Source organism: Vibrio sp. 1731, assembly GCF_033339955.1.
In the GTDB taxonomy this organism is placed as follows: Bacteria; Pseudomonadota; Gammaproteobacteria; order Enterobacterales; family Vibrionaceae; genus Vibrio; species Vibrio alginolyticus.
Genome location: NZ_JAWOVO010000023.1, coordinates 43,493 through 62,882, shown reverse-complemented (window position 1 = coordinate 62,882; position 19,390 = coordinate 43,493). Strand labels below are relative to the sequence as shown.

Sequence of the window (19,390 nt, the reverse complement as noted above, 5' to 3'; positions counted from 1 at the left end):
TTATTTTTTATCTCGCTCCATCGAGCGCTGACGTAAAAGTTTTTGTTGTTGATACAGTGCCGCCTTTATCAGTAAATCTTGATCAGATTCTCGGAGCATCTTGTATCTAAGCGTGATAATGAAATCTTGCTCTGAAGCATCACATTCTTCTACTTGAGCGTAACAGTAAATCGCCGCAGCAGGGTGATCGAGGAACAGTTTAACACGAACGAGTTGTTGAGTAGTTAACGCTGTATCTGAGCGGAAACTGAGTTGACTAGCACCAAACTGCGTCGTTTGATATCGAATGGAGGCGTCATCTTGTTGTGAAAGCATAAAGCTCAACAAGAGGTTAAGTTTCGCGTTTTGCGTATCAAGCAAGTTGATCACATGCTTTAACTCTTTGTTTTTCAGCTCTAGACGCGCGTTGTCTGCCAACATATCTAAGTGACTAAATTCACTGGCGACAATAAATGGTGCTGGAATTTCGGAGGCAAATGTTTCTTCATCTGGCAAAGCAAAGTCCGCACTCAACGTTTCGACGTTGATGGTGAGGTTATGATGGACGGTAAAGTATTCTTGCTCTGTCATATAGTCGATCCTTTTGCCAGTGAGCGCTCCTTGCTCACTCAACAAACAAAGAGAAATAGGGCACTGATTATCGCTAACTGAATGAAGTTATCAAGTTTAGCCGATTTGTCCTTGAACTTTTTGCCCTAAATACAGACTTATTGCATGTCGTTGACAAATTTAGCGATTCTCTTGTCTTCTTAATGAGAAGAGTAAGGTAAGATAATCCGCTAAAGCTTTATATCAAAACAACCAGTTGGTTTGTCTTATATGTATCATCCTATCTCATTGTTTATTGGCTTAAGGTATCTTCGGGGACGCTCTGGAGATAGGTTCAGCCGATTTGTTTCTTATATGTCGACGGCGGGTATTACGATCGGTGTAATGGCGTTGGTGACGGTTCTTTCTGTGATGAACGGGTTTGAATCGCAGTTAAAAGAACGCATTTTAGGTGTGCTACCTCATGCCGTGGTTTCGCAACACGATGGAAAAACGCCTATGACCGAGTCTGCCCCTCCATTTGTTCAAGCGATGTCGAGTGAATCTCAGCCGGAGCCTATCGTTAGAGGAGAGGCTGTTATTCAGAGTTCTGCACAGCTGACGGCTGGTTACCTCATCGGTATTGAACCTAAGAAAGGCGATCCGATTAGCAACCATTTGATTGCCGGACGATTATCGTCACTTCAAGCAGGTGACTACAATGTATTTTTGGGTCACAGTTTGGCGCGTTCACTAAAGGTCTCAATCGGGGATAAAGTGCGCTTGATGGTGACCAACGCAACGCAGTTTACCCCACTTGGCCGTATTCCTAGCCAGCGAAACTTTACTGTCTCAGGCATTTTCAATACGGGATCGGACGTTGATGGTCAATTAATGATTGTGAACATGACGGATGCATCTAAGCTGATGCGTTTCCCTAAAGACACGGTTTCTGGTTGGCGTGTCTTTTTCTCTGACCCATTTATGGTAACGGATTTTGCTGACCAACCCATGCCTGATGGATGGGAATGGAGTGATTGGCGCGAACAGCGTGGTGAGCTTTTCCAAGCGGTGAAAATGGAAAAGAACATGATGGGACTTATGCTAGGTCTAATTGTGGGTGTCGCTGCATTCAATATTATCTCCGCTTTAATCATGGTGGTAATGGAGAAGCAATCAGAAGTTGCAATATTGAAAACTCAAGGCATGACTCAATCTCAAGTGATGACCATTTTCATGGTGCAAGGTGCAAGCAGTGGTGTAATTGGCGCGATTGTTGGTGGCGCTGCGGGCGTGATCTTGTCACTTAATCTAAATGCGATTCTTGAATCTGCTGGTGTGGCGCTATTCAGCTTTGGTGGTCATCTACCCATCTTGATTGATTCACTGCAAATTCTTTTAGTGGTGGTATTGGCGATTGCTCTTAGCCTTGCTGCTACGCTTTATCCTTCTTATCGAGCATCTTCTGTTAAACCTGCTGAGGCACTTCGCTATGAATAAGCTATTAGAATGTCGTGATATTCGTAAAGTCTACCGAGAGGGTTCGTTAGATACGGAAGTGTTGAAAGGCGTAAGTTTCGATATCGACAAAGGGGAGTTGGTTTCTATTGTTGGCTCTTCTGGTTCGGGAAAAAGTACCTTATTGCATATTTTAGGTGCGTTAGATGACGCAACTCATGGTGAAGTTGATTTTCTAGGGCAAAACCTATCAGCTTTGAGCTCGAACAAACAGGCGGCATTACGCAACAAGCACCTTGGTTTTGTATACCAGTTTCATCACTTGTTGGCTGACTTTACTGCGCTTGAAAATGTGGCGATGCCACTGATGATTGGCGGTGCTAAAGTAGCGGATGCAAAACAGGCGGCTAAAGCGCTGTTAGATAAAGTTGGTTTGAGTCATCGGATGCAACATAGACCCTCCGAGTTATCGGGCGGTGAGCGTCAGCGTGTTGCGATTGCGCGTGCATTGGTGAATAAACCTGATCTGGTCTTGGCTGATGAACCTACGGGGAACTTAGATCACAATACGGCACTGTCTATCTATGATTTGATGCGCGAGCTCAATAAAGAGTCAAACATTGCATTTTTGGTTGTCACGCATGACAAAGAGCTGGCAGCAAAAATGGATCGTCAAATGCACATGCAAGATGGTTTGCTCGTAGATCGTTTTGTGACTGATACAGCATCTGCGGAGGGCTAGTTTTGTTTACCTCTTTAGCTTTGATGATTGGTGGTCGCTTCAGTCGAGCGAAAAAGCGCAACAAGATGGTGTCTTTCATATCGCTTTCTTCGACTATTGGTATTGCGGTTGGCGTTGCTGTGATCATTATCGGTTTGTCTGCAATGAATGGCTTTGAGCGCGAGCTGCAATCGCGTGTGTTGTCTGTGATCCCACACGGCGAGTTAGAAGGTGTTAATGGACCACTTCAGGACTACACCAAAACGATGAATCAAGCTCTAAAACATGAACATGTTGTTGCGGCAGCACCGTATGTTCGTTTTACGGGTTTGGCAGAAAAAGGCAGTAAGCTAAAAGCGATAGAAGTTCGTGGTGTAGAGCCTACTTTCGAGCAAGCGGTGTCGAGCTTGTCGAATTTTATTGACCAAGCTGCTTGGCAAAACTTTTATGCTGGTCAGCAGCAAGTGATCTTAGGCCGAGGTGTAGCAAACGAGCTAAATGTCGCCGTGGGGGATTACGTTACGTTGATGATTCCGCAAACAGGCGGCGCAAATAAAGTGCAGGCTCCTAAGCGTGTGCGCGTGAAAGTGTCAGGGTTCTTAACGTTGAATGGCCAAATCGACCACTCTCTAGCGTTAGTACCATTAGCGGATGCTCAGCAATACGCGAGGTTAGGGGAAGGGGTCACTGGCATCTCACTAAAAACGGACGATGTTCTCAATGCGCCTTCTATTGTTCGCGAGGTTGGTAGCATGGTTGATGTTTACGTGTATTTGAAAAGCTGGCAGCAAAAGTTTGGTTTTTTGTATCGCGATATTCAGCTCGTGCGCACCATTATGTACTTGGTGATGGTACTGGTGATTGGCGTGGCATGTTTTAATATTGTGTCTACGTTGATGATGGCAGTGAAAGACCGAGCGGCGGAAATTGCAATTTTGCGAACAATGGGAGCAAAAGATAGCCTAATCAAACGGATCTTTGTTTGGCAAGGTGTATTCTCTGGTGTATTTGGTAGTCTCGTCGGCAGTGTTATCGGTGTCTTAGTAGCGTTAAACCTGACTCCGTTAATTAAAGGGCTAGAGAGCTTAATCGGTCATCAGTTTTTATCGGGTGATATTTACTTTGTTGACTTCTTACCATCACAACTACACTGGCCAGATGTCGCATTGGTGTCAGTGACGGCGATAGTGCTTAGTTTACTTGCGACGTGGTATCCTGCTTCTCGTGCCGCAAGGTTGAATCCGGCGGCTGTACTGAGTTCTAAATAGCTGATTATTTTACAATATGCGAAAAACAAAAAGGACCGAATTCGGTCCTTTTTTGTATTTATCCGACTTGAGTAACATCGCGTTTCATTCTAACTGTTAGATGCCCCTCAACTGATAGCTCAAATGCTGATTTTTACGCAGTAAGGTCTTATCTTATTTTGCGTTTTTGCCAGCTCCGTACCACCGAGTAGCGCCAAAGCCCTCGAATTCCGAAGTAGCCAATAATCGCGGATACAACCCCACAAATTGCGCAGCCCAATAGAAATGGAGGTCCAATGGTGCTCATTTGCTGCATGATGAATTCCCACGATAGTTCAAAGTGAAAAGGTTGCGGGGGAAGACGCATCACTAGAGCACCTAGCTTGTACGCAAAGTAAAATAGCACAGGCATAGTGATAGGATTGCTGATCCATACCAAAGCGACGGAGAGGGGCAGATTGACACCCAACATAATGGCCAAACCAGCGGCCATGATCATTTGGCTCGGCAGCGGAACAAAAGCCATAAATAACCCGACAGCAAAAGCCCCTGATGCCGAGCGGCGGTTTAAGCACCACAAGTTTGGGTTGTACAACACATTGCCGAAGACCTTCAATGCTTTTTGGCGTTTGATCAATTCATGATCTGGCATGAAGCGTTTTATCAGCTTTCTAGGCATAGGACAGCATGACTCTCTCAGAAAAAAGTTGGACCTTGGCGTTATTTGTAGCGAGCGTAATCTCGTCAGCTTGGTGGCCGACAATACCAGATTGGCGTTGGTTGCTGCTGGGAATAATAACCACTGGCTCAATAATCAAATTACGTCGTGGCTTAATTAGCATAGGCGCAATTGCGGGCTTTATGGTTGTCATCGTCCACGGCAATGTATTGGAGTCTCAGAGACAAGCCCTTTTTCAAGCAGGGGAGAATATTACCATAATTGGTAAAGTTGACAGCCCTTTTACGCAAATAAGTCACGGTTATGAAGGTATTGTCGCTATAGAAGCGGTAAATTCTCAAACTCTGTTACCTTTTCTTAAACCTAAAATCCGTCTTATTACGCCTTTTCCACTCGATGTTAACAGTGAGTTTACGACATCCATCTCGTTAAAGCCGATTACAGGTCTACGCAACGAAGCTGGCTTTGATGCTGAAAAGCACGCGATGGGTAAAAATATTATCGCCCGAGCGGTTGTTAACAAAGATGCTAAGTGGATTGTTCGTTCTAATGTATCTCTGCGTCAATCCATTATTGCCGATGTCGCTGATGATGTGTCTTCCCTTCATCATTTCTCGTTAATAAGTGCGTTAGTTTTTGCTGACCGTTCTTGGTTGTCTAAGGAAGATTGGCAAGCGCTCAGGGACAGTGGTTTACTGCATTTGGTCTCCATTTCTGGTTTACATATTGGTATGGCGTTTACTTTTGGGCTAGTCGTGGGCGGTACCGTTCGTTATCTATTACCCCAATACCAGTTGTTACCTAGCTTATATGGGCTGATCTTCGCTGTTGCCTACGCTTGGTTAGCGGATTTCTCTCTGCCTACTACGCGAGCAGTGTCGGTATGCGTTGTTTACGTTCTCCTGAAGTATACTCTGGTGCACTGGACTTCTTGGCGAGTTCTTTTGCTTGCAGTATCTCTACAACTGCTTGTCCAACCTTTTGCATCCTACAGTATGAGCTTTTGGTTATCGTACCTCTCCGTTTGTGCGGTATTGTTCGCAATTAATTTGATTCGACATCAAAGGGGAGGTTGGAAAGCGCGATTAAAAGCGTTATTGCTTACTCAATTGATGTTGAGCGCTTTAATCGTACCTGTTAGTGGCCATTTCTTCTCCGGTTTTAGTTTGTCCTCAATAGCCTACAACTTGGTATTTATTCCTTGGTTCGGATTTATCGTTGTACCTTTGATGTTTCTAGCCCTGTTCTCATCTTTGTTTCTTGAAATGATAGCGAAGCCTCTGTGGCATTTGGTGGACTGGTCATTACAGCCATTGAGCACGTCAATACAGTACGCAGTAGGTTCTTGGCAACCCATTAGCATGGAAATGACAATGCTGGTTATGGTGATAGTGGTTTGCTTAATATTTCAACGGTTCATGTCTCAGTACGCGTGGTATTTGTTACTCGGCATCGTTATTAGTATCAAGTTTGCAGCGGAGTATGAACCGCATTGGCGTATCGATGTATTAGATGTAGGTCATGGCCTTGCAGTGGTTGTAGAAAAAGACGACAAGGTGTTGCTGTATGACACTGGTAAAGCATGGCAAAGTGGCAGTATCGCAGAGCAGGTCGTCACTCCGGTTTTGCATCAACGAGGTTATGAAAGCATAGATACACTGATTCTAAGCCATTCCGATAATGATCACGCAGGCGGCCGCTTTTTCATTGAAGATGCCTTTTCTCCACAGCGTAAACTTAGTAGTCAATTCTTTATCGGATATGAACCTTGCACTAGAGGCGACCAATGGAAATGGCAAGGATTAAAGATGGAAGTGCTCTGGCCTCCTGCACTTGTTCAACGTGCGTATAATCCGCACTCCTGTGTATTACGACTTACTGACCCTATTTCTAACTTTAGTATGCTTTTTACTGGTGATATTGAGGCCATTAGCGAGTGGATTTTGCTTAGAGAACCCGGAAAGTTACAAAGCGATGTGATGCTAGTCCCTCACCACGGGAGTAAAAGTTCATCGAATCCTCGATTTATCGAGGCGGTGAGCCCGAGTGTGGCGGTTGCTTCTTTAGCAAAAAACAATCGATGGGGAATGCCAGCGGAAAATGTCGTTGCTTCATACCGAAAGCTTGGCATTACTTGGCTTGATACTGGTGAGGGTGGTCAGGTAAGCTTCCTTATTCACCGTGATAATTGGCGCTCAGAAACCAAACGTAGCGATACATTTGAGCCTTGGTATAGGCAGATGCTGCGTAAGGGAGTAGAATGAGAGTCTTAATGTAAGAAAATAAAGCACTTCTATGTCGATAAATACTGATGAAACGACTTGGCAGACGTTTAAGCGTCTATGGCAATTTATTCGCCTTTATAAGTCAGGTCTTGTCGTTGCAGTCATTGCATTAGTTATTAATGCCATATCAGATACCTATATGATTTCCCTGCTAAAACCACTACTCGATGAAGGTTTTGGGAACGCTGAATCTGATTTTTTACGCACGCTTCCATTGATTATTTTTGCCATGATGTTCATCCGTGGCATAAGTGGATTTGTCTCCACCTACTGTTTGAGCTGGGTATCTGGCAACGTAGTTATGCAAGTCCGTCGCATGGTGTTCAATCACTTTATGCATATGCCAGTGTCTTACTTTGATAAGGAAAAGACGGGCAATTTATTGTCGCGTATAACCTACGACTCAGAGCAAGTGTCAGCGGCAACTAGCCAAGCGTTGGTGAGCATTGTCCGTGAAGGCGCAAGTATCATTGGTCTGTTAGTTTTGATGTTTTACAACAGCTGGCAGTTGTCGCTAGTGCTGTTTGCTGTTGCTCCCGTTGTAGCATGGGGTATTGGTGTTGTTTCTAAACGTTTTAGAAAAATATCCAAAAATATGCAGACCATGATGGGTAACGTAACTGCATCAGCAGAGCAGATGCTGAAAGGCCATAAAGTTGTGTTGAGCTATGGCGGCCAAGACATCGAACGTAAACGATTTGAAAAAGTCAGCAACCAAATGCGTCAACAAAGCATGAAGTTGGTGACGGCTCAAGCGGCGGCTAACCCTATCATCCAAATGATTGCATCACTTGCAATTGTTGCCGTTCTTTATTTAGCAAGTATTGATTCGATTAAAGAGCAACTGACTCCAGGTACATTTACTGTTGTCTTCTCTGCAATGTTTGGTCTGATGCGCCCACTTAAAGCGCTGACTAACGTTACTTCTCAGTTCCAACGTGGTATGGCCGCGAGCCAAACGCTCTTCGCGTTAATTGACCTCGAGCCTGAGAAAAACGAAGGTAAGTTGACAGTTGAACGCGCAAATGGCGATGTTTCAGTTAAAAACGTAAGCTTTACTTACACTGGTGCAGAAAAACCAGCATTGGAAAATGTCAGCTTCGATATTCCAAGAGGAAAAACGGTGGCGCTAGTTGGCCGTTCTGGCTCAGGTAAAAGTACCATCGCGAACTTGTTCAACCGCTTCTATGATGTTGACAGTGGATCTATCACATTAGATGGGCATGATATTCGTGATTACGAGCTAAAGAATTTACGCCAGCAATTTGCACTAGTATCGCAAAATGTTCATTTGTTTAATGACACGATAGCAAACAATATTGCGTACGCAACGGATGGCCAATATGAGCGCAGTGATATCGAGAAAGCGGCAACACTCGCGCATGCGATGGAGTTCATCAGCAAAATGGATGATGGACTTGATACCATGATTGGTGAAAATGGTGCTAGCTTGTCTGGTGGTCAACGCCAACGTGTTGCGATTGCGCGAGCTCTATTGCGTGATGCTCCAGTGCTGATTCTTGATGAGGCAACTTCGGCTTTGGATACCGAATCCGAGCGAGCTATTCAAGCTGCACTTGATGAGCTGCAAAAAGATAAAACGGTACTTGTAATAGCGCACCGCTTATCCACAATCGAGAAAGCCGATGAAATTCTTGTGGTTGATGATGGTGCCATCATTGAACGTGGCAACCACGCTGAGCTTATTAAGAAAAATGGTGCGTATGCACAATTGCACCGTATTCAGTTTGGTGAATAAGCGCGGTGATTGAAAAAATCTGGTTTGAAAACCATCCAATAAAATACCTCTTGTGGCCGCTTTTGTGGCCACTGAGTTTATTATTTGGAACGATAAGCAAGTCAAAGCGAAAGCAATACCAAACTGGCCGCAAGCAAGCTTATAATGCGCCAATACCTGTTGTTGTGGTTGGCAATATCACTGCTGGTGGCAATGGTAAAACACCAGTTGTTGTGTGGCTTGTTGAGCAACTACAGCAAATGGGCTTTAAGCCGGGGGTTGTTTCTCGTGGTTATGGGGCAAAGGCTCCTGCCTATCCGTTAGTGCTAAAAGAAGATACGCCAGCGAAGCATTGTGGCGATGAACCTAAGTTGATTCATCGCCGTACAGGAGCACCTGTTGCGGTAGATCCTGTGCGTTCAAATGCAGTGAAAGCACTGCTAGATTTGGATGTGGATATCATAATTACGGATGATGGATTACAACATTATGCGTTAGGCCGTGATATTGAGTTAGTGATTGTGGATGGGAATCGCCGGTTTGGGAATGAAAGCCTGATTCCATTAGGTCCTTTACGTGAAGGTATTGAGCGACTTAAAGAAGTCGACTTTATCATCACCAATGGCGGTCAAGCGCATACGGGCGAAATCGCAATGGCTTTAGCACCCTCTAAAGCTATTAATCTTAAGACTAAGCAACATGTGGATGTCTCGGAGTTGAAAGATCTCGTCGCATTTGCGGGCATTGGGCATCCTCCGCGGTTTTTTCATACACTAAACTCGATGAACGCAGATGTTAAAGTCACAAAAGGTTTTGCTGACCATCAAGACTTTGATCAACAAGAATTAGAAGCATTGGCTCAACAAGGGACCAATGTGGTTATGACCGAGAAAGATGCCGTCAAGTGCAGCCATTATGCGCAAGATAATTGGTGGTATCTGCCTGTATCTGCCCAGTTTGAATCAAACGATGCAGAGCAAATTTTAAATAGAATAAAAGAGGTTAAAGCGGCTTATGGATCACCGTCTACTTGAGATTGTAGCTTGCCCTGTTTGCAAAGGTAAGCTGACGTACGATAAAGATAATCAAGAGTTGATCTGCAAATTGGATCGCCTTGCTTACCCGATCAAAGAGGGTATTCCAGTTCTGCTAGAGCCTGAAGCTCGCACTATGAGCATGGATGAGGGACGCTAATGTCTTTTACGGTTGTCATCCCTTCGCGCTACGCATCGAGCCGTTTGCCTGGTAAACCGCTAGCGGATATTGGTGGTAAGCCTATGGTTCAGTGGGTTTATGAACAAGCGCTACAAGCGGGTGCGGAAGATGTCATCGTTGCAACTGATGACGAGCGTGTTGCGAAAGCGGTTTCGTCATTTGGTGGTAAAGTTTGTATGACCTCTCCCCACCACGAATCAGGTACGGAGCGTCTTGCCGAAGTTGTTGAAAAGATGGCTATTCCGTCAGACCACATTATTGTTAATGTGCAAGGGGATGAGCCTTTGATTCCGCCGTCCATCATTCGTCAGGTTGCTGATAACTTATCTGGGTGTGAAGCCCCGATGGCGACGTTAGCTGTAGAAATAGACTCGGAAGAGGAAGTGTTCAACCCGAACGCTGTTAAAGTTGTCGCAGATGAGCAAGGCTATGCGATGTACTTTAGTCGAGCAACCATCCCCTGGGATCGCGATAACTTTGCTAAACAAGACAAAACCATTGCCAACCCATTAATGCGTCATATTGGTATTTATGCTTATCGAGCTGGTTTCATTAATACGTATGTCAACTGGGCACCAAGTGCATTAGAGCAGATTGAGTGTCTTGAGCAACTGCGAGTGCTTTGGTACGGTGAAAAAATTCATGTGGCGGTAGCGAAAGAAGCACCAGCAGCAGGCGTTGATACGCCCGAAGATCTAGAAGCCGTGCGCGCGATTGTTGCAAAGCAAGCGTAACAAATGCTCATATAGATTTAAGAATAAACAAGGCTCCTGAATTAGGAGCCTTTTTGTTTTACTTGTATCGCGGTATTAGTTAAATGTTAGTGTCGTATTGGTTCCGTTTAGGGCAGGTCGCTAACACCTCTCGGTGACCGGTGTCTTTCACTTCTTGGAGAATGACATCAAAGCCCCATAATCGATACACGTGCTTTAGAACTTCTTCGTAACTATCATCAAGTGGGATGCGGTTGTGAGGAACGTACTGCAACGTAAGCGAGCGATCACCACGGACATCGACATTAAACACCTGAATGTTTGGCTCAAGATTAGATAAGTTATACTGAGCGGCTAGGGTTTCTCTAATGCGTTTATAACCCATCTCATCGTGTATCGCAGCGACTTCAATAAAGTTCTTATGATCATCATCGTTGATCGCAAACAACTTGAAATCACGCATTAATTTCGGAGAAAGGTATTGGCTAATAAAGCTTTCATCTTTGAAATTATGCATCGCGAAATGCACTGCATCTAACCAGTCGGTTCCTGCCAAGTCTGGAAACCACTCCTTGTCCTCATCAGTTGGTTCTTCACAGATACGCTTAATATCTCGGAACATGGCAAAGCCTAACGCGTAGGGGTTAATGCCATTAAAGTAAGGACTGTTATAAGGCGGCTGAGCCACGACACTGGTGTGGCTATGTAAGAACTCTAGAATGAACTTTTCAGACACCAAGCCCTCATCATAAAGATGGTTGAGTATGGTGTAGTGCCAGAACGTTGCCCAGCCCTCATTCATGACTTGCGTTTGTTTTTGCGGATAAAAATACTGACTGATCTTACGGACGATCCGAACAACTTCACGTTGCCATGGCTCTAACAACGGAGCATGTTTTTCGAAGAAGTAGAGCAAATTTTCCTGAGGCTCGCTTGGGAATCGCTCTTTAATGTCTTCCTCTTTCGTCTTGGCTGTTGGTACCGTGCGCCAAAGCTCATTAACTTGAGATTGTAGGTATGCTTCGCGTTCTTCTTGTCTTGCTTTTTCCTCTGTAATTGAGATTTTCTCTGGACGCTTGTAGCGGTCTACACCAAAGTTCATTAACGCGTGACAAGAGTCGAGAAGCTTTTCCACTTCTTTTACGCCATATCGTTCTTCACATTCGGCTAAGTACTTTTTGGCGAACAGCAGATAGTCGATAATAGAACTGGCGTCAGTCCACGTTTGGAATAGGTAATTACCTTTGAAAAAAGAGTTATGGCCGTAACACGCGTGCGCTATAACGAGTGCTTGCATTGTTACCGTATTTTCTTCCATCAAATAAGCAATACAAGGGTCGGAGTTAATCACAATCTCGTAGGCTAGCCCCATTTGACCATGTTTATAGTTCTGCTCTGTTTGGATGAATTTTTTACCAAATGACCAGTGATTGTAATTGATTGGCATGCCGATACTTGAGTAGGCATCCATCATCTGTTCTGAAGTAATCACTTCTATTTGGTTAGGGTAAGTGTCTAGGCGATAATGCTCCGCGACACGCTTAATTTCTTTGTGGTATCGCTCTAACAGCTCAAATGTCCAATCTGGTCCATCTGGCAACACTTTACTGTTACGCTTCTTAGGCGCCTCTCCTGAGAGGTTTCTCGTTGCGGTATTCATCGCTAGCCTCCTTACGCCGTTTCTTTTTGGAATAGTTCACGAAAGACTGGGAAAATATCCTCCACAGAGCGAATGTTTTTCATTGCGAAATTAGGAAACTCTTCAGTGAGTTTTTCGTACTCATGCCATAGAGTTTGGTGCGAGCGCCGTGTGATCTCTATGTAAGAGTAGTACTGACAGTTTGGAAGTAATTTGTTCACTAATAGATCCCGGCACCTTGGCGAATCATCTGCCCAGTTGTCACCGTCGGATGCTTGAGCTGCATATATGTTCCACTGACCAATCGGGTATCGCTCTTTTACTATTTCATCCATTAACTTGAGTGCGCTAGATACAATGGTGCCCCCGGTTTCTTGTGAGTAGAAAAATTCGTGCTCGTCCACTTCCTTCGCTTGGGTATGGTGGCGGATAAAGACGACTTCGACATTCTCGTAGGTACGAGTTAAGAACAAGTACAAAAGAACATAGAAGCGTTTTGCGATGTCTTTCGTTGCCTGATCCATCGAACCGGATACGTCCATTAGACAGAACATGACCGCTTGGCTCGATGGTACCGGGCGTTTCTCATAGTTCTTGAAGCGTAAGTCGAAGGTATCGATGAACGGCACGCTTTCGATTTTCTTGCGCAGTTCTTCAATTTCAGCCTTCAAGCGGTTCTCTTCAAACTGCTGAGCAGGTTCAATATTTTTGATGCGAGCAAGTTCGTCTTCTAACTCTTTAAGAAGTCGTTTCTTACCGGCAGTCATTGCAGTACGGCGCGCAAGAGATTGTTGCAGAGAACGTACTACGGCGATATTGGAAGGGATACCGGCAGTTTGAAAGCCTGCACGGTGTGTTTTCCATTCAGTGATTTTGGCAATTTGGTTTTTTTCTAGATTAGGCAGCTCGAGATCTTCGAACAAAATATCGAGGTACTCATCTTTTGATATTTGGAATACAAATTCGTCTTGGCCTTCTCCATCTGGACTGGCGTTCCCTTCTCCTGAGCCGCTACCCTGACCGCCACCTTTGGGACGCTCAATTTTATCACCAGCAATAAATTGATCGTTACCGGGATGAACTCGTTCGCGAACACCACCTTTGCCTTGATGAAATATAGGCTCATTGATGTCTTTGTGAGGGATAGAGACGTCTTCGCCCGTTTCCGTATTCGTAATCGAGCGTCGATTCACTGCGTCTGCTACCGACTCTTTTATTTGCTCTTTGTGGCGCTTCAAGAAGCGCTGTCGATTAACAGCGCTCTTGTTCTTGCCATTGAGCCTTCGGTCTATAAATTGCGCCATGAAATAGCCCTCTTCATGTTTCACAAGCGACCTAACTCAATACTGGGTTAGGATGACTTACGTACTCGTAGGTACCACTCAGAAAGTAGGCGAACCTGTTTCTCGGTATAGCCTTTTTCCATCATGCGAGCGACAAAGTCGTCGTGCTTCTTCTGATCTTCAGAAGAGGTTTTCGCATTAAATGAGATAACCGGAAGTAGCTCTTCGGTATTGGAGAACATTTTCTTCTCGATTACTGTGCGCAGTTTTTCGTAGCTGGTCCAAACCGGGTTTTGACCATTGTTATTCGCTTTCGCACGAAGCACAAAGTTAACGATTTCGTTTCGGAAATCTTTCGGGTTAGAAATACCAGCTGTTTTTTCGATCTTCTCTAGCTCAGCATTCAGTGAAGAGCGATCAAATAGCTGACCAGTTTCTGGATCTCGGTACTCTTGGTCTTGAATCCAGAAGTCTGCATAGGTGACATATCGGTCGAAGATGTTTTGGCCGTATTCAGAGTAAGACTCAAGATAAGCGGTCTGAATCTCTTTACCGATAAATTCAACGTATCGAGGTACTAGGTAGCCTTTCAAGAACTCGAGATATTTCTCTGCTGTTTCAGCAGGGAACTGTTCGCGCTCAACCTGTTGTTCAATCACATAGAATAGATGTACAGGGTTGGCTGCCACTTCGGTTTGGTCGAAGTTAAATACGCGTGACAAAATCTTAAAGGCAAAACGTGTTGAGAGACCGTTCATGCCTTCATCGACACCAGCATAATCACGATACTCTTGATAGCTTTTTGCCTTTGGATCCGTATCTTTCAGCGTTTCACCGTCGTATACGCGCATCTTAGAGAAGATGGACGAGTTCTCAGGCTCTTTAAGTCGAGAAAGAATACTGAATTGTGCCAGAGTCTCGAGTGTGCTTGGTGAACAAGGGGCTTGAGATAACTCACTGTTTTCGAGAAGTTTTTGGTAGATTTTGACTTCTTCTGAAACACGTAGACAGTAAGGTACTTTCACAATATAAACACGGTCCAAGAACGCTTCATTGTTCTTGTTGTTACGGAAGGTCTGCCACTCAGATTCGTTTGAGTGAGCCAGAATCATACCGTCGAATGGAATCGCAGAAAGGCCTTCTGTACCGTTGAAGTTGCCTTCTTGCGTTGCTGTTAGCAGCGGGTGAAGCACTTTGATTGGTGCTTTGAACATCTCAACGAATTCCATTAAACCTTGGTTTGCTTTACACAGCGCACCGGAGTAGCTGTAAGCGTCTGGATCGTCTTGCGAATAGTGTTCAAGCTTACGAATATCGACTTTACCAACCAATGATGAGATATCTTGGTTGTTTTCATCGCCTGGTTCAGTTTTGGCAATACCGATTTGGTCAAGGATAGAAGGGCGTACTTTCACTACTTTAAATTTGGTGATATCACCACCAAACTCGTGAAGACGTTTAGCGGCCCAAGGAGACATGATCGAGCGAAGATAACGGTGCTCGATGCCATACTCTTTTTTCAAAATATCGCCATCTTCTGTGGCTTTGAATAGGCAGAATGGATGGTCATTCACTGGGCTGCGTTCGCCGTTAGCAGTAAGAACATAAATAGGCATCTGTTCCATCAGAGCCTTAAGCTTTTCTGCAAGCGAAGACTTACCACCGCCGACAGGGCCGAGTAGGTAAAGAATCTGCTTACGCTCTTCTAGACCTTGCGCCGCATGTTTTAGGTAAGACACAATTTGTTCTATGGCATCTTCCATGCCATAAAAGTCTTTAAAGGTTTCATAACGAGAGATAACACGATTCGAGAAGATTCGGCTTAGTCTCGGATCTTTTGCCGTATCGATTATCTCTGGTTCACCAATCGCCATCAGTAGGCGTTCTGCTGCATTAGCATAAGCGCTTTTGTCATCTTTACACAGGGCTAAAAACTCCTGTAACGACATCTCTTCATCTTTTGCAGCTTCATATCTTGATTGATAGTGGTCGAAAATACTCATGTCGCTTTCCCCTTTAATAGTCAGTCTACCGACGAACGTTGATTCAGGCTTTCCACCAACAGTTATGCTCGTTGTTGTTTGAATATACGTCCTGTTATCACATTTGGTTCGTACAGAATGTAAGATTGGCGACACCAAAGACTTTGCTTTATGGACGGTTTTTTCGTTACAACGGTGAGCGGTGGATATGAATTTTTCAATCACAGCCTTTCTCTACTTAAGCCTAGTCGGGGATTTGCAATTTTGCTTAACAATTATGAATTTATTGTAAAAGTGACATTTGAATCACTCTTTTATTTAGGACGAATTTATGTCGTGAATAGGTGCAATAGAAATCAAATATTTGGCAAAGACGGAAGAGTCTCAGTGATTCGTTGTTCTACATTGAGCAAGGCAAGTGAAAGAGGTAGGAAGAGAGCAAAGTCTTAGATAAGTTTGTGACAGGGTAAATAACAAGGAGAGCGGGCGCTCTCCTCATTCTTAGATGACCATTTTATGCGCTGAAGATTTGCGCTAGTTCGTTTTCACATAAATGATACTGACGAGGGCAGTTACGCCAAGTTTGCAGCATACGGCGGTATTTATCTAGCATCGGCATTTGGCTGTTAAAGTGATGATCTGCCTTGTCAAACTGAGGGTACAAACCTTCAGAATCGATGAGAAAACGTACGTAATGTACTTGTTGCGCTTCTGAAGCGATATCAAATCCCAAGAACTTCAAGCGACGTTGATCCACGTTGCTGCGATCTTCATCGTCTAGCATGTTGTAAGATTCTTGCATCGCATGATACATCTCCATAACGTCGATGATCTCACGACATTCTGCTTCTGAGAGGCAGCCGAAATCTTTGTTCAACTCTCGCATTTGTAGTTCATAACCACGTTCAACGATCGTTTGTAAGCGTTTGTATTTGGCCGCATTACTTGGATCAAGTTGAGACATAAGGTTGTATTGGTTTGATAGAATCAAACGTTGAGCGTTTGACATTTCCATGGTGACCTCACTAGATATCTAATACATTTTTAATGTGCTTAGGTTAACGCTTAAGACATGAGTGAAACATGATCTCAACACATATTTAATACTAAAAAATGGCAAGAACTGTCACTTTTGACCAGTTTGAAAACACTTATTTATGGTAATGATTGTATATGTAGTCTCGGTCTGAAAATACTCTCAGCCACTCTGGCTTGAATACGGTTAAAACCGCCAGTGCCATACCATTTAATAGACCTTCTGGAAAGGCGAGCAACGGCACAAAAACAAAGTAGTTATGTTGAATGGTTTCCCAATCGTAGTGACCAACTGATAGGTGATAAAAAGAGTTAATGATGAGGTGCAGACTTCCTGTTATCGCGCCATTGAAAAATCCAGCAACGAAGATGAAAACAAAAATGTTTCGTGGCAAGTAGTGGTAACTCAGAAGAAACACTAAGTAACTAATGAAAATCGGAATTAGGGCAGATAGAACTAACGACGTGGGTAAGAGTAGCAAGGGCACATCATGTAGTAGGTGGTTGACCAACATAGCGGGAATGCTGAGTAGAAATGCCATGCGCCAACCATACATCATCGTCAGCGTTGTTAGTGCAAGAAAATGAATCTGTAATCCTTCTTTTACACCTGCTTGAGCGGCCCATAAAATACTGAAAAAGAAGAGCGTTGCAAAAACGAGGTGCTGAAATCCTTTCTCTTTTTCCAGTTTTGGCCAAACGACTTTTTTCCAATCTGGTAGGCAGTAGACTACTACTATCCAAATTGAGACAACAAGAGAGCCTAAGTTAAACAAATCCATGTTACTTCCTTCCTATGCGAACATGACGCAATCATTTCTATCGTTCTTTTTATACCTAAATGACCGCAGAGAAACTCACTGATAAGGCTTAGATATAATCAAAAAAATACCAGCAATAAGCTGGTATTTTAAAGAGGTTAGTCTTGCGGTTCACTTAGTATTTTACGTTATCGTTGTATTGAGCAAGAATGGATTGAATTTCATCCATGGTTTCTTTCGGTGGCGGGTTTACGCCTTCGAGTGGGTATTCTAAGCCTAACGCTTCCCACTTATGAGCCCCTAATTTGTGGTAAGGAAGTAACTCGACCTTTTCGATGTTATCCATGTCTTTAATAAATTCACCAAGCATGTGTGCTGCTTCTGGGTCATCTGTGTAACCAGGCACGACGACATAGCGAATCCATGTTTTCTTTCCGATTTTTTGTAAGTAACGAGCAAAGTCCAATGTGCGTCGGTTGGATACACCGATGAGATCTTGGTGCACTTCGTCTTTCATGTGTTTGATGTCAAGCATGACTAAGTCTGTTGCATCCAGTACTTCATCGATAACATCAGTGTGCTTACGAACATAACCGTTAGTATCTAGACATGTATGAATGCCCTCGGCTTTAGCTGCGCGGAAAAAATCACGTACGAATTCCGGTTGAAGCATCGCTTCGCCGCCAGAACAAGTAACGCCACCACCTGATGCATTCATGAAGTGGCGGTAACTTTTCGCTTCGGAAATGATTTCTTCAACCGTGACTTCTTTGCCATCATGCGTGTCCCAAGTATCGCGGTTATGGCAATACTTACAGCGCATTAAACAACCTTGCAAGAAGACGATAAATCGAATACCAGGTCCGTCTACGGTACCACATGACTCAAATGAGTGAATACGACCAGCTGTTGACATCTTTTGCTCTCATTACTAGTAAATTCTAGCTGTTATTTTATTACAAAAAGCAGGGTTAAAACAGCTTTGTCGGTACTAAAGGCAAGGTTATTTGAAGAAAGAAAATAGGTAGAGCCAATCTACATAAACGCTTGAACACGAGGTGGTTAATACCTACCCCGAGAACTTGCCGTGTATCTAGATTGACTTCGATGCTGGGATAATCCAGTTTTTAGAAAAAGGCGAACACGGAGAACGAGCCTGTCCCATAAACATCGGTTTGGGCTTCTTCATAATCCGGTGTTTTAATTGTAAAGGTGATGCTTGCACCGTAATTTTGGTTGTACCAAGATACTCCCGCGACGGCACTTGCTTGCCAATTTTGCAGTGTGACGTCGTATGGCGCTGACGGTTCAGGAATGCCAGGACGATCTCCTTCGATAGTCATGTCATTAAAGCGGTAACGACCTTCAAACCCGGTGAACAAGAACCAACTCGACGTGTTCTGAGCGATCATACTTGCTGAGAAAGGGCTTTCGACACTGATATTGGCGGCTCCGATGCTATTCGCTAGGTTTGTACCCCAACGAAACATGACGCCTTGAGAGACATCACTACGGAAGTTACCCGCATTGATGTCGTTAATGTTGGTGATCTCCCATTGTGTTTTTTGTTCTTCGCTGCGCATCAATTTGTTAAATACGCGGTAACCAAGGCTGAACGCCACTTTATCTTCAATCTGGTAATCCCAACCTTGAGGGTCCGTCGATCCTGTTATGCCGTGAACGATTTCTTGCGCCTTTTCTGATAGCGAACTTTCACCCGTAGTTCCTATGGTGAAATTGTACCGTACAGCTTTGTCACTCGTTAGGGAAAGGTAGTTGATTTCGGTGTGTAGGTAACCGGCATATGGGCGATCATTGATTAGTGGATAATCGGCTTCAATGTCGCTTGGAGTCCACATCTTGTGGCCAAGAACCAACTCTATTTTATCGATATTGGCGTGCTCTGAGTTAGCTAGACTCAGCCATTTCCATTGGCTTTCTTGTGTCAGTTGGTCTGTCGCGTAAGAAAGGAAAACACCATTCGTATAGTCTTGATCGACGCCAAAAATACCATCGTTGTCGATGGTAAAAGAAACCGTAGACTTAGTGGATGCTATTGCAACTGGAGAAAGAAGGGTAAGAATAATTAATTTACTAAATCTCATA

At 44.1% G+C, this 19,390-nt stretch carries 17 protein-coding genes; 8 read left to right on the top strand and 9 right to left on the bottom strand.

Going from position 1 to position 19,390, the window contains the following annotated elements; translation table 11 throughout:
* Window positions 1-570, bottom strand: a complete 570-nt coding sequence (locus tag R7035_RS20870; RefSeq protein WP_017634743.1) for a hypothetical protein — start codon at window positions 568-570, stop codon at window positions 1-3.
* Window positions 571-819: 249 nt separating this feature from the next.
* On the opposite strand from R7035_RS20870, the gene lolC reads away from it, so the two are divergent.
* From lolC to lolE, 3 genes are read left to right on the top strand one after another with little or no spacing between them, the layout of a single operon-like run.
* Window positions 820-2,028, top strand: a complete 1,209-nt coding sequence (lolC, locus tag R7035_RS20865; RefSeq protein ID WP_031778997.1) for a lipoprotein-releasing ABC transporter permease subunit LolC — start codon at window positions 820-822, stop codon at window positions 2,026-2,028.
* A complete protein-coding gene (gene lolD, locus R7035_RS20860; protein WP_005378457.1) occupies window positions 2,021-2,728 on the top strand; it encodes a lipoprotein-releasing ABC transporter ATP-binding protein LolD in 708 nt (235 codons plus the stop codon). The genes lolC and lolD overlap by 8 nt, the downstream gene beginning before the upstream one ends.
* A 2-nt stretch (window positions 2,729-2,730) precedes the next feature.
* Entirely contained in the window at window positions 2,731-3,975 is a 1,245-nt protein-coding gene (gene lolE, locus R7035_RS20855; RefSeq protein WP_033905042.1) for a lipoprotein-releasing ABC transporter permease subunit LolE, read from the top strand.
* Between the two features lie 148 nt (window positions 3,976-4,123).
* On the opposite strand, the gene R7035_RS20850 is transcribed toward lolE, so the two are convergent.
* A complete protein-coding gene (locus R7035_RS20850; protein WP_005387834.1) occupies window positions 4,124-4,633 on the bottom strand; it encodes a DUF2062 domain-containing protein in 510 nt (169 codons plus the stop codon).
* 8 nt (window positions 4,634-4,641) lie between these two features.
* Between R7035_RS20850 and R7035_RS20845 the strand changes: the two genes are divergently transcribed.
* The 5 genes from R7035_RS20845 to kdsB are packed head-to-tail and all read left to right on the top strand — an operon-like array spanning window position 4,642 to window position 10,605.
* Window positions 4,642-6,897 carry a DNA internalization-related competence protein ComEC/Rec2 gene (locus R7035_RS20845; RefSeq protein ID WP_262652175.1) on the top strand — a complete coding sequence of 752 codons (2,256 nt, stop codon included), beginning with the start codon at window positions 4,642-4,644 and terminating at the stop codon, window positions 6,895-6,897.
* A gap of 31 nt (window positions 6,898-6,928) precedes the next feature.
* The gene (gene msbA, locus R7035_RS20840; RefSeq protein WP_186584398.1) at window positions 6,929-8,677 is read left to right on the top strand and encodes a lipid A ABC transporter ATP-binding protein/permease MsbA; all 1,749 of its coding nucleotides are present in this window, start codon (window positions 6,929-6,931) and stop codon (window positions 8,675-8,677) included.
* Window positions 8,678-8,682: 5 nt separating this feature from the next.
* Complete coding sequence (lpxK, locus tag R7035_RS20835) at window positions 8,683-9,690, top strand: tetraacyldisaccharide 4'-kinase (RefSeq protein ID WP_017820019.1); 1,008 nt, start codon at window positions 8,683-8,685, stop codon at window positions 9,688-9,690.
* A complete protein-coding gene (locus R7035_RS20830; protein WP_005378451.1) occupies window positions 9,671-9,850 on the top strand; it encodes a Trm112 family protein in 180 nt (59 codons plus the stop codon). Before lpxK ends, R7035_RS20830 begins: the two co-directional genes overlap by 20 nt.
* A complete protein-coding gene (gene kdsB, locus R7035_RS20825) occupies window positions 9,850-10,605 on the top strand; it encodes a 3-deoxy-manno-octulosonate cytidylyltransferase (protein ID WP_053349434.1) in 756 nt (251 codons plus the stop codon). The genes R7035_RS20830 and kdsB overlap by 1 nt, the downstream gene beginning before the upstream one ends.
* 79 nt (window positions 10,606-10,684) lie before the next feature.
* On the opposite strand, the gene R7035_RS20820 is transcribed toward kdsB, so the two are convergent.
* The 7 genes from R7035_RS20820 to R7035_RS20790 all read right to left on the bottom strand — a co-directional run bounded on the left by R7035_RS20820 (window position 10,685) and on the right by R7035_RS20790 (window position 19,389).
* Window positions 10,685-12,244 carry a SpoVR family protein gene (locus R7035_RS20820; RefSeq protein ID WP_005378449.1) on the bottom strand — a complete coding sequence of 520 codons (1,560 nt, stop codon included), beginning with the start codon at window positions 12,242-12,244 and terminating at the stop codon, window positions 10,685-10,687.
* Window positions 12,245-12,255: 11 nt separating this feature from the next.
* Window positions 12,256-13,527 carry a YeaH/YhbH family protein gene (locus R7035_RS20815; protein ID WP_186584396.1) on the bottom strand — a complete coding sequence of 424 codons (1,272 nt, stop codon included), beginning with the start codon at window positions 13,525-13,527 and terminating at the stop codon, window positions 12,256-12,258.
* Window positions 13,528-13,574: 47 nt separating this feature from the next.
* Complete coding sequence (locus R7035_RS20810) at window positions 13,575-15,509, bottom strand: PrkA family serine protein kinase (protein WP_005378447.1); 1,935 nt, start codon at window positions 15,507-15,509, stop codon at window positions 13,575-13,577.
* Between the two features lie 493 nt (window positions 15,510-16,002).
* Window positions 16,003-16,503, bottom strand: a complete 501-nt coding sequence (locus tag R7035_RS20805) for a YfbU family protein (RefSeq protein WP_005378446.1) — start codon at window positions 16,501-16,503, stop codon at window positions 16,003-16,005.
* Window positions 16,504-16,639: 136 nt separating this feature from the next.
* Entirely contained in the window at window positions 16,640-17,305 is a 666-nt protein-coding gene (locus R7035_RS20800; protein WP_318146248.1) for an energy-coupling factor ABC transporter permease, read from the bottom strand.
* A 154-nt stretch (window positions 17,306-17,459) separates the two neighbouring features.
* On the bottom strand, window positions 17,460-18,200 hold the full coding sequence (pflA, locus tag R7035_RS20795) for a pyruvate formate lyase 1-activating protein (RefSeq protein WP_005378444.1): 741 nt from the start codon (window positions 18,198-18,200) through the stop codon (window positions 17,460-17,462).
* A gap of 211 nt (window positions 18,201-18,411) precedes the next feature.
* Window positions 18,412-19,389, bottom strand: a complete 978-nt coding sequence (locus tag R7035_RS20790) for a lipid A deacylase LpxR family protein (protein WP_005378443.1) — start codon at window positions 19,387-19,389, stop codon at window positions 18,412-18,414.
* Window position 19,390: the final 1 nt, after the last annotated feature.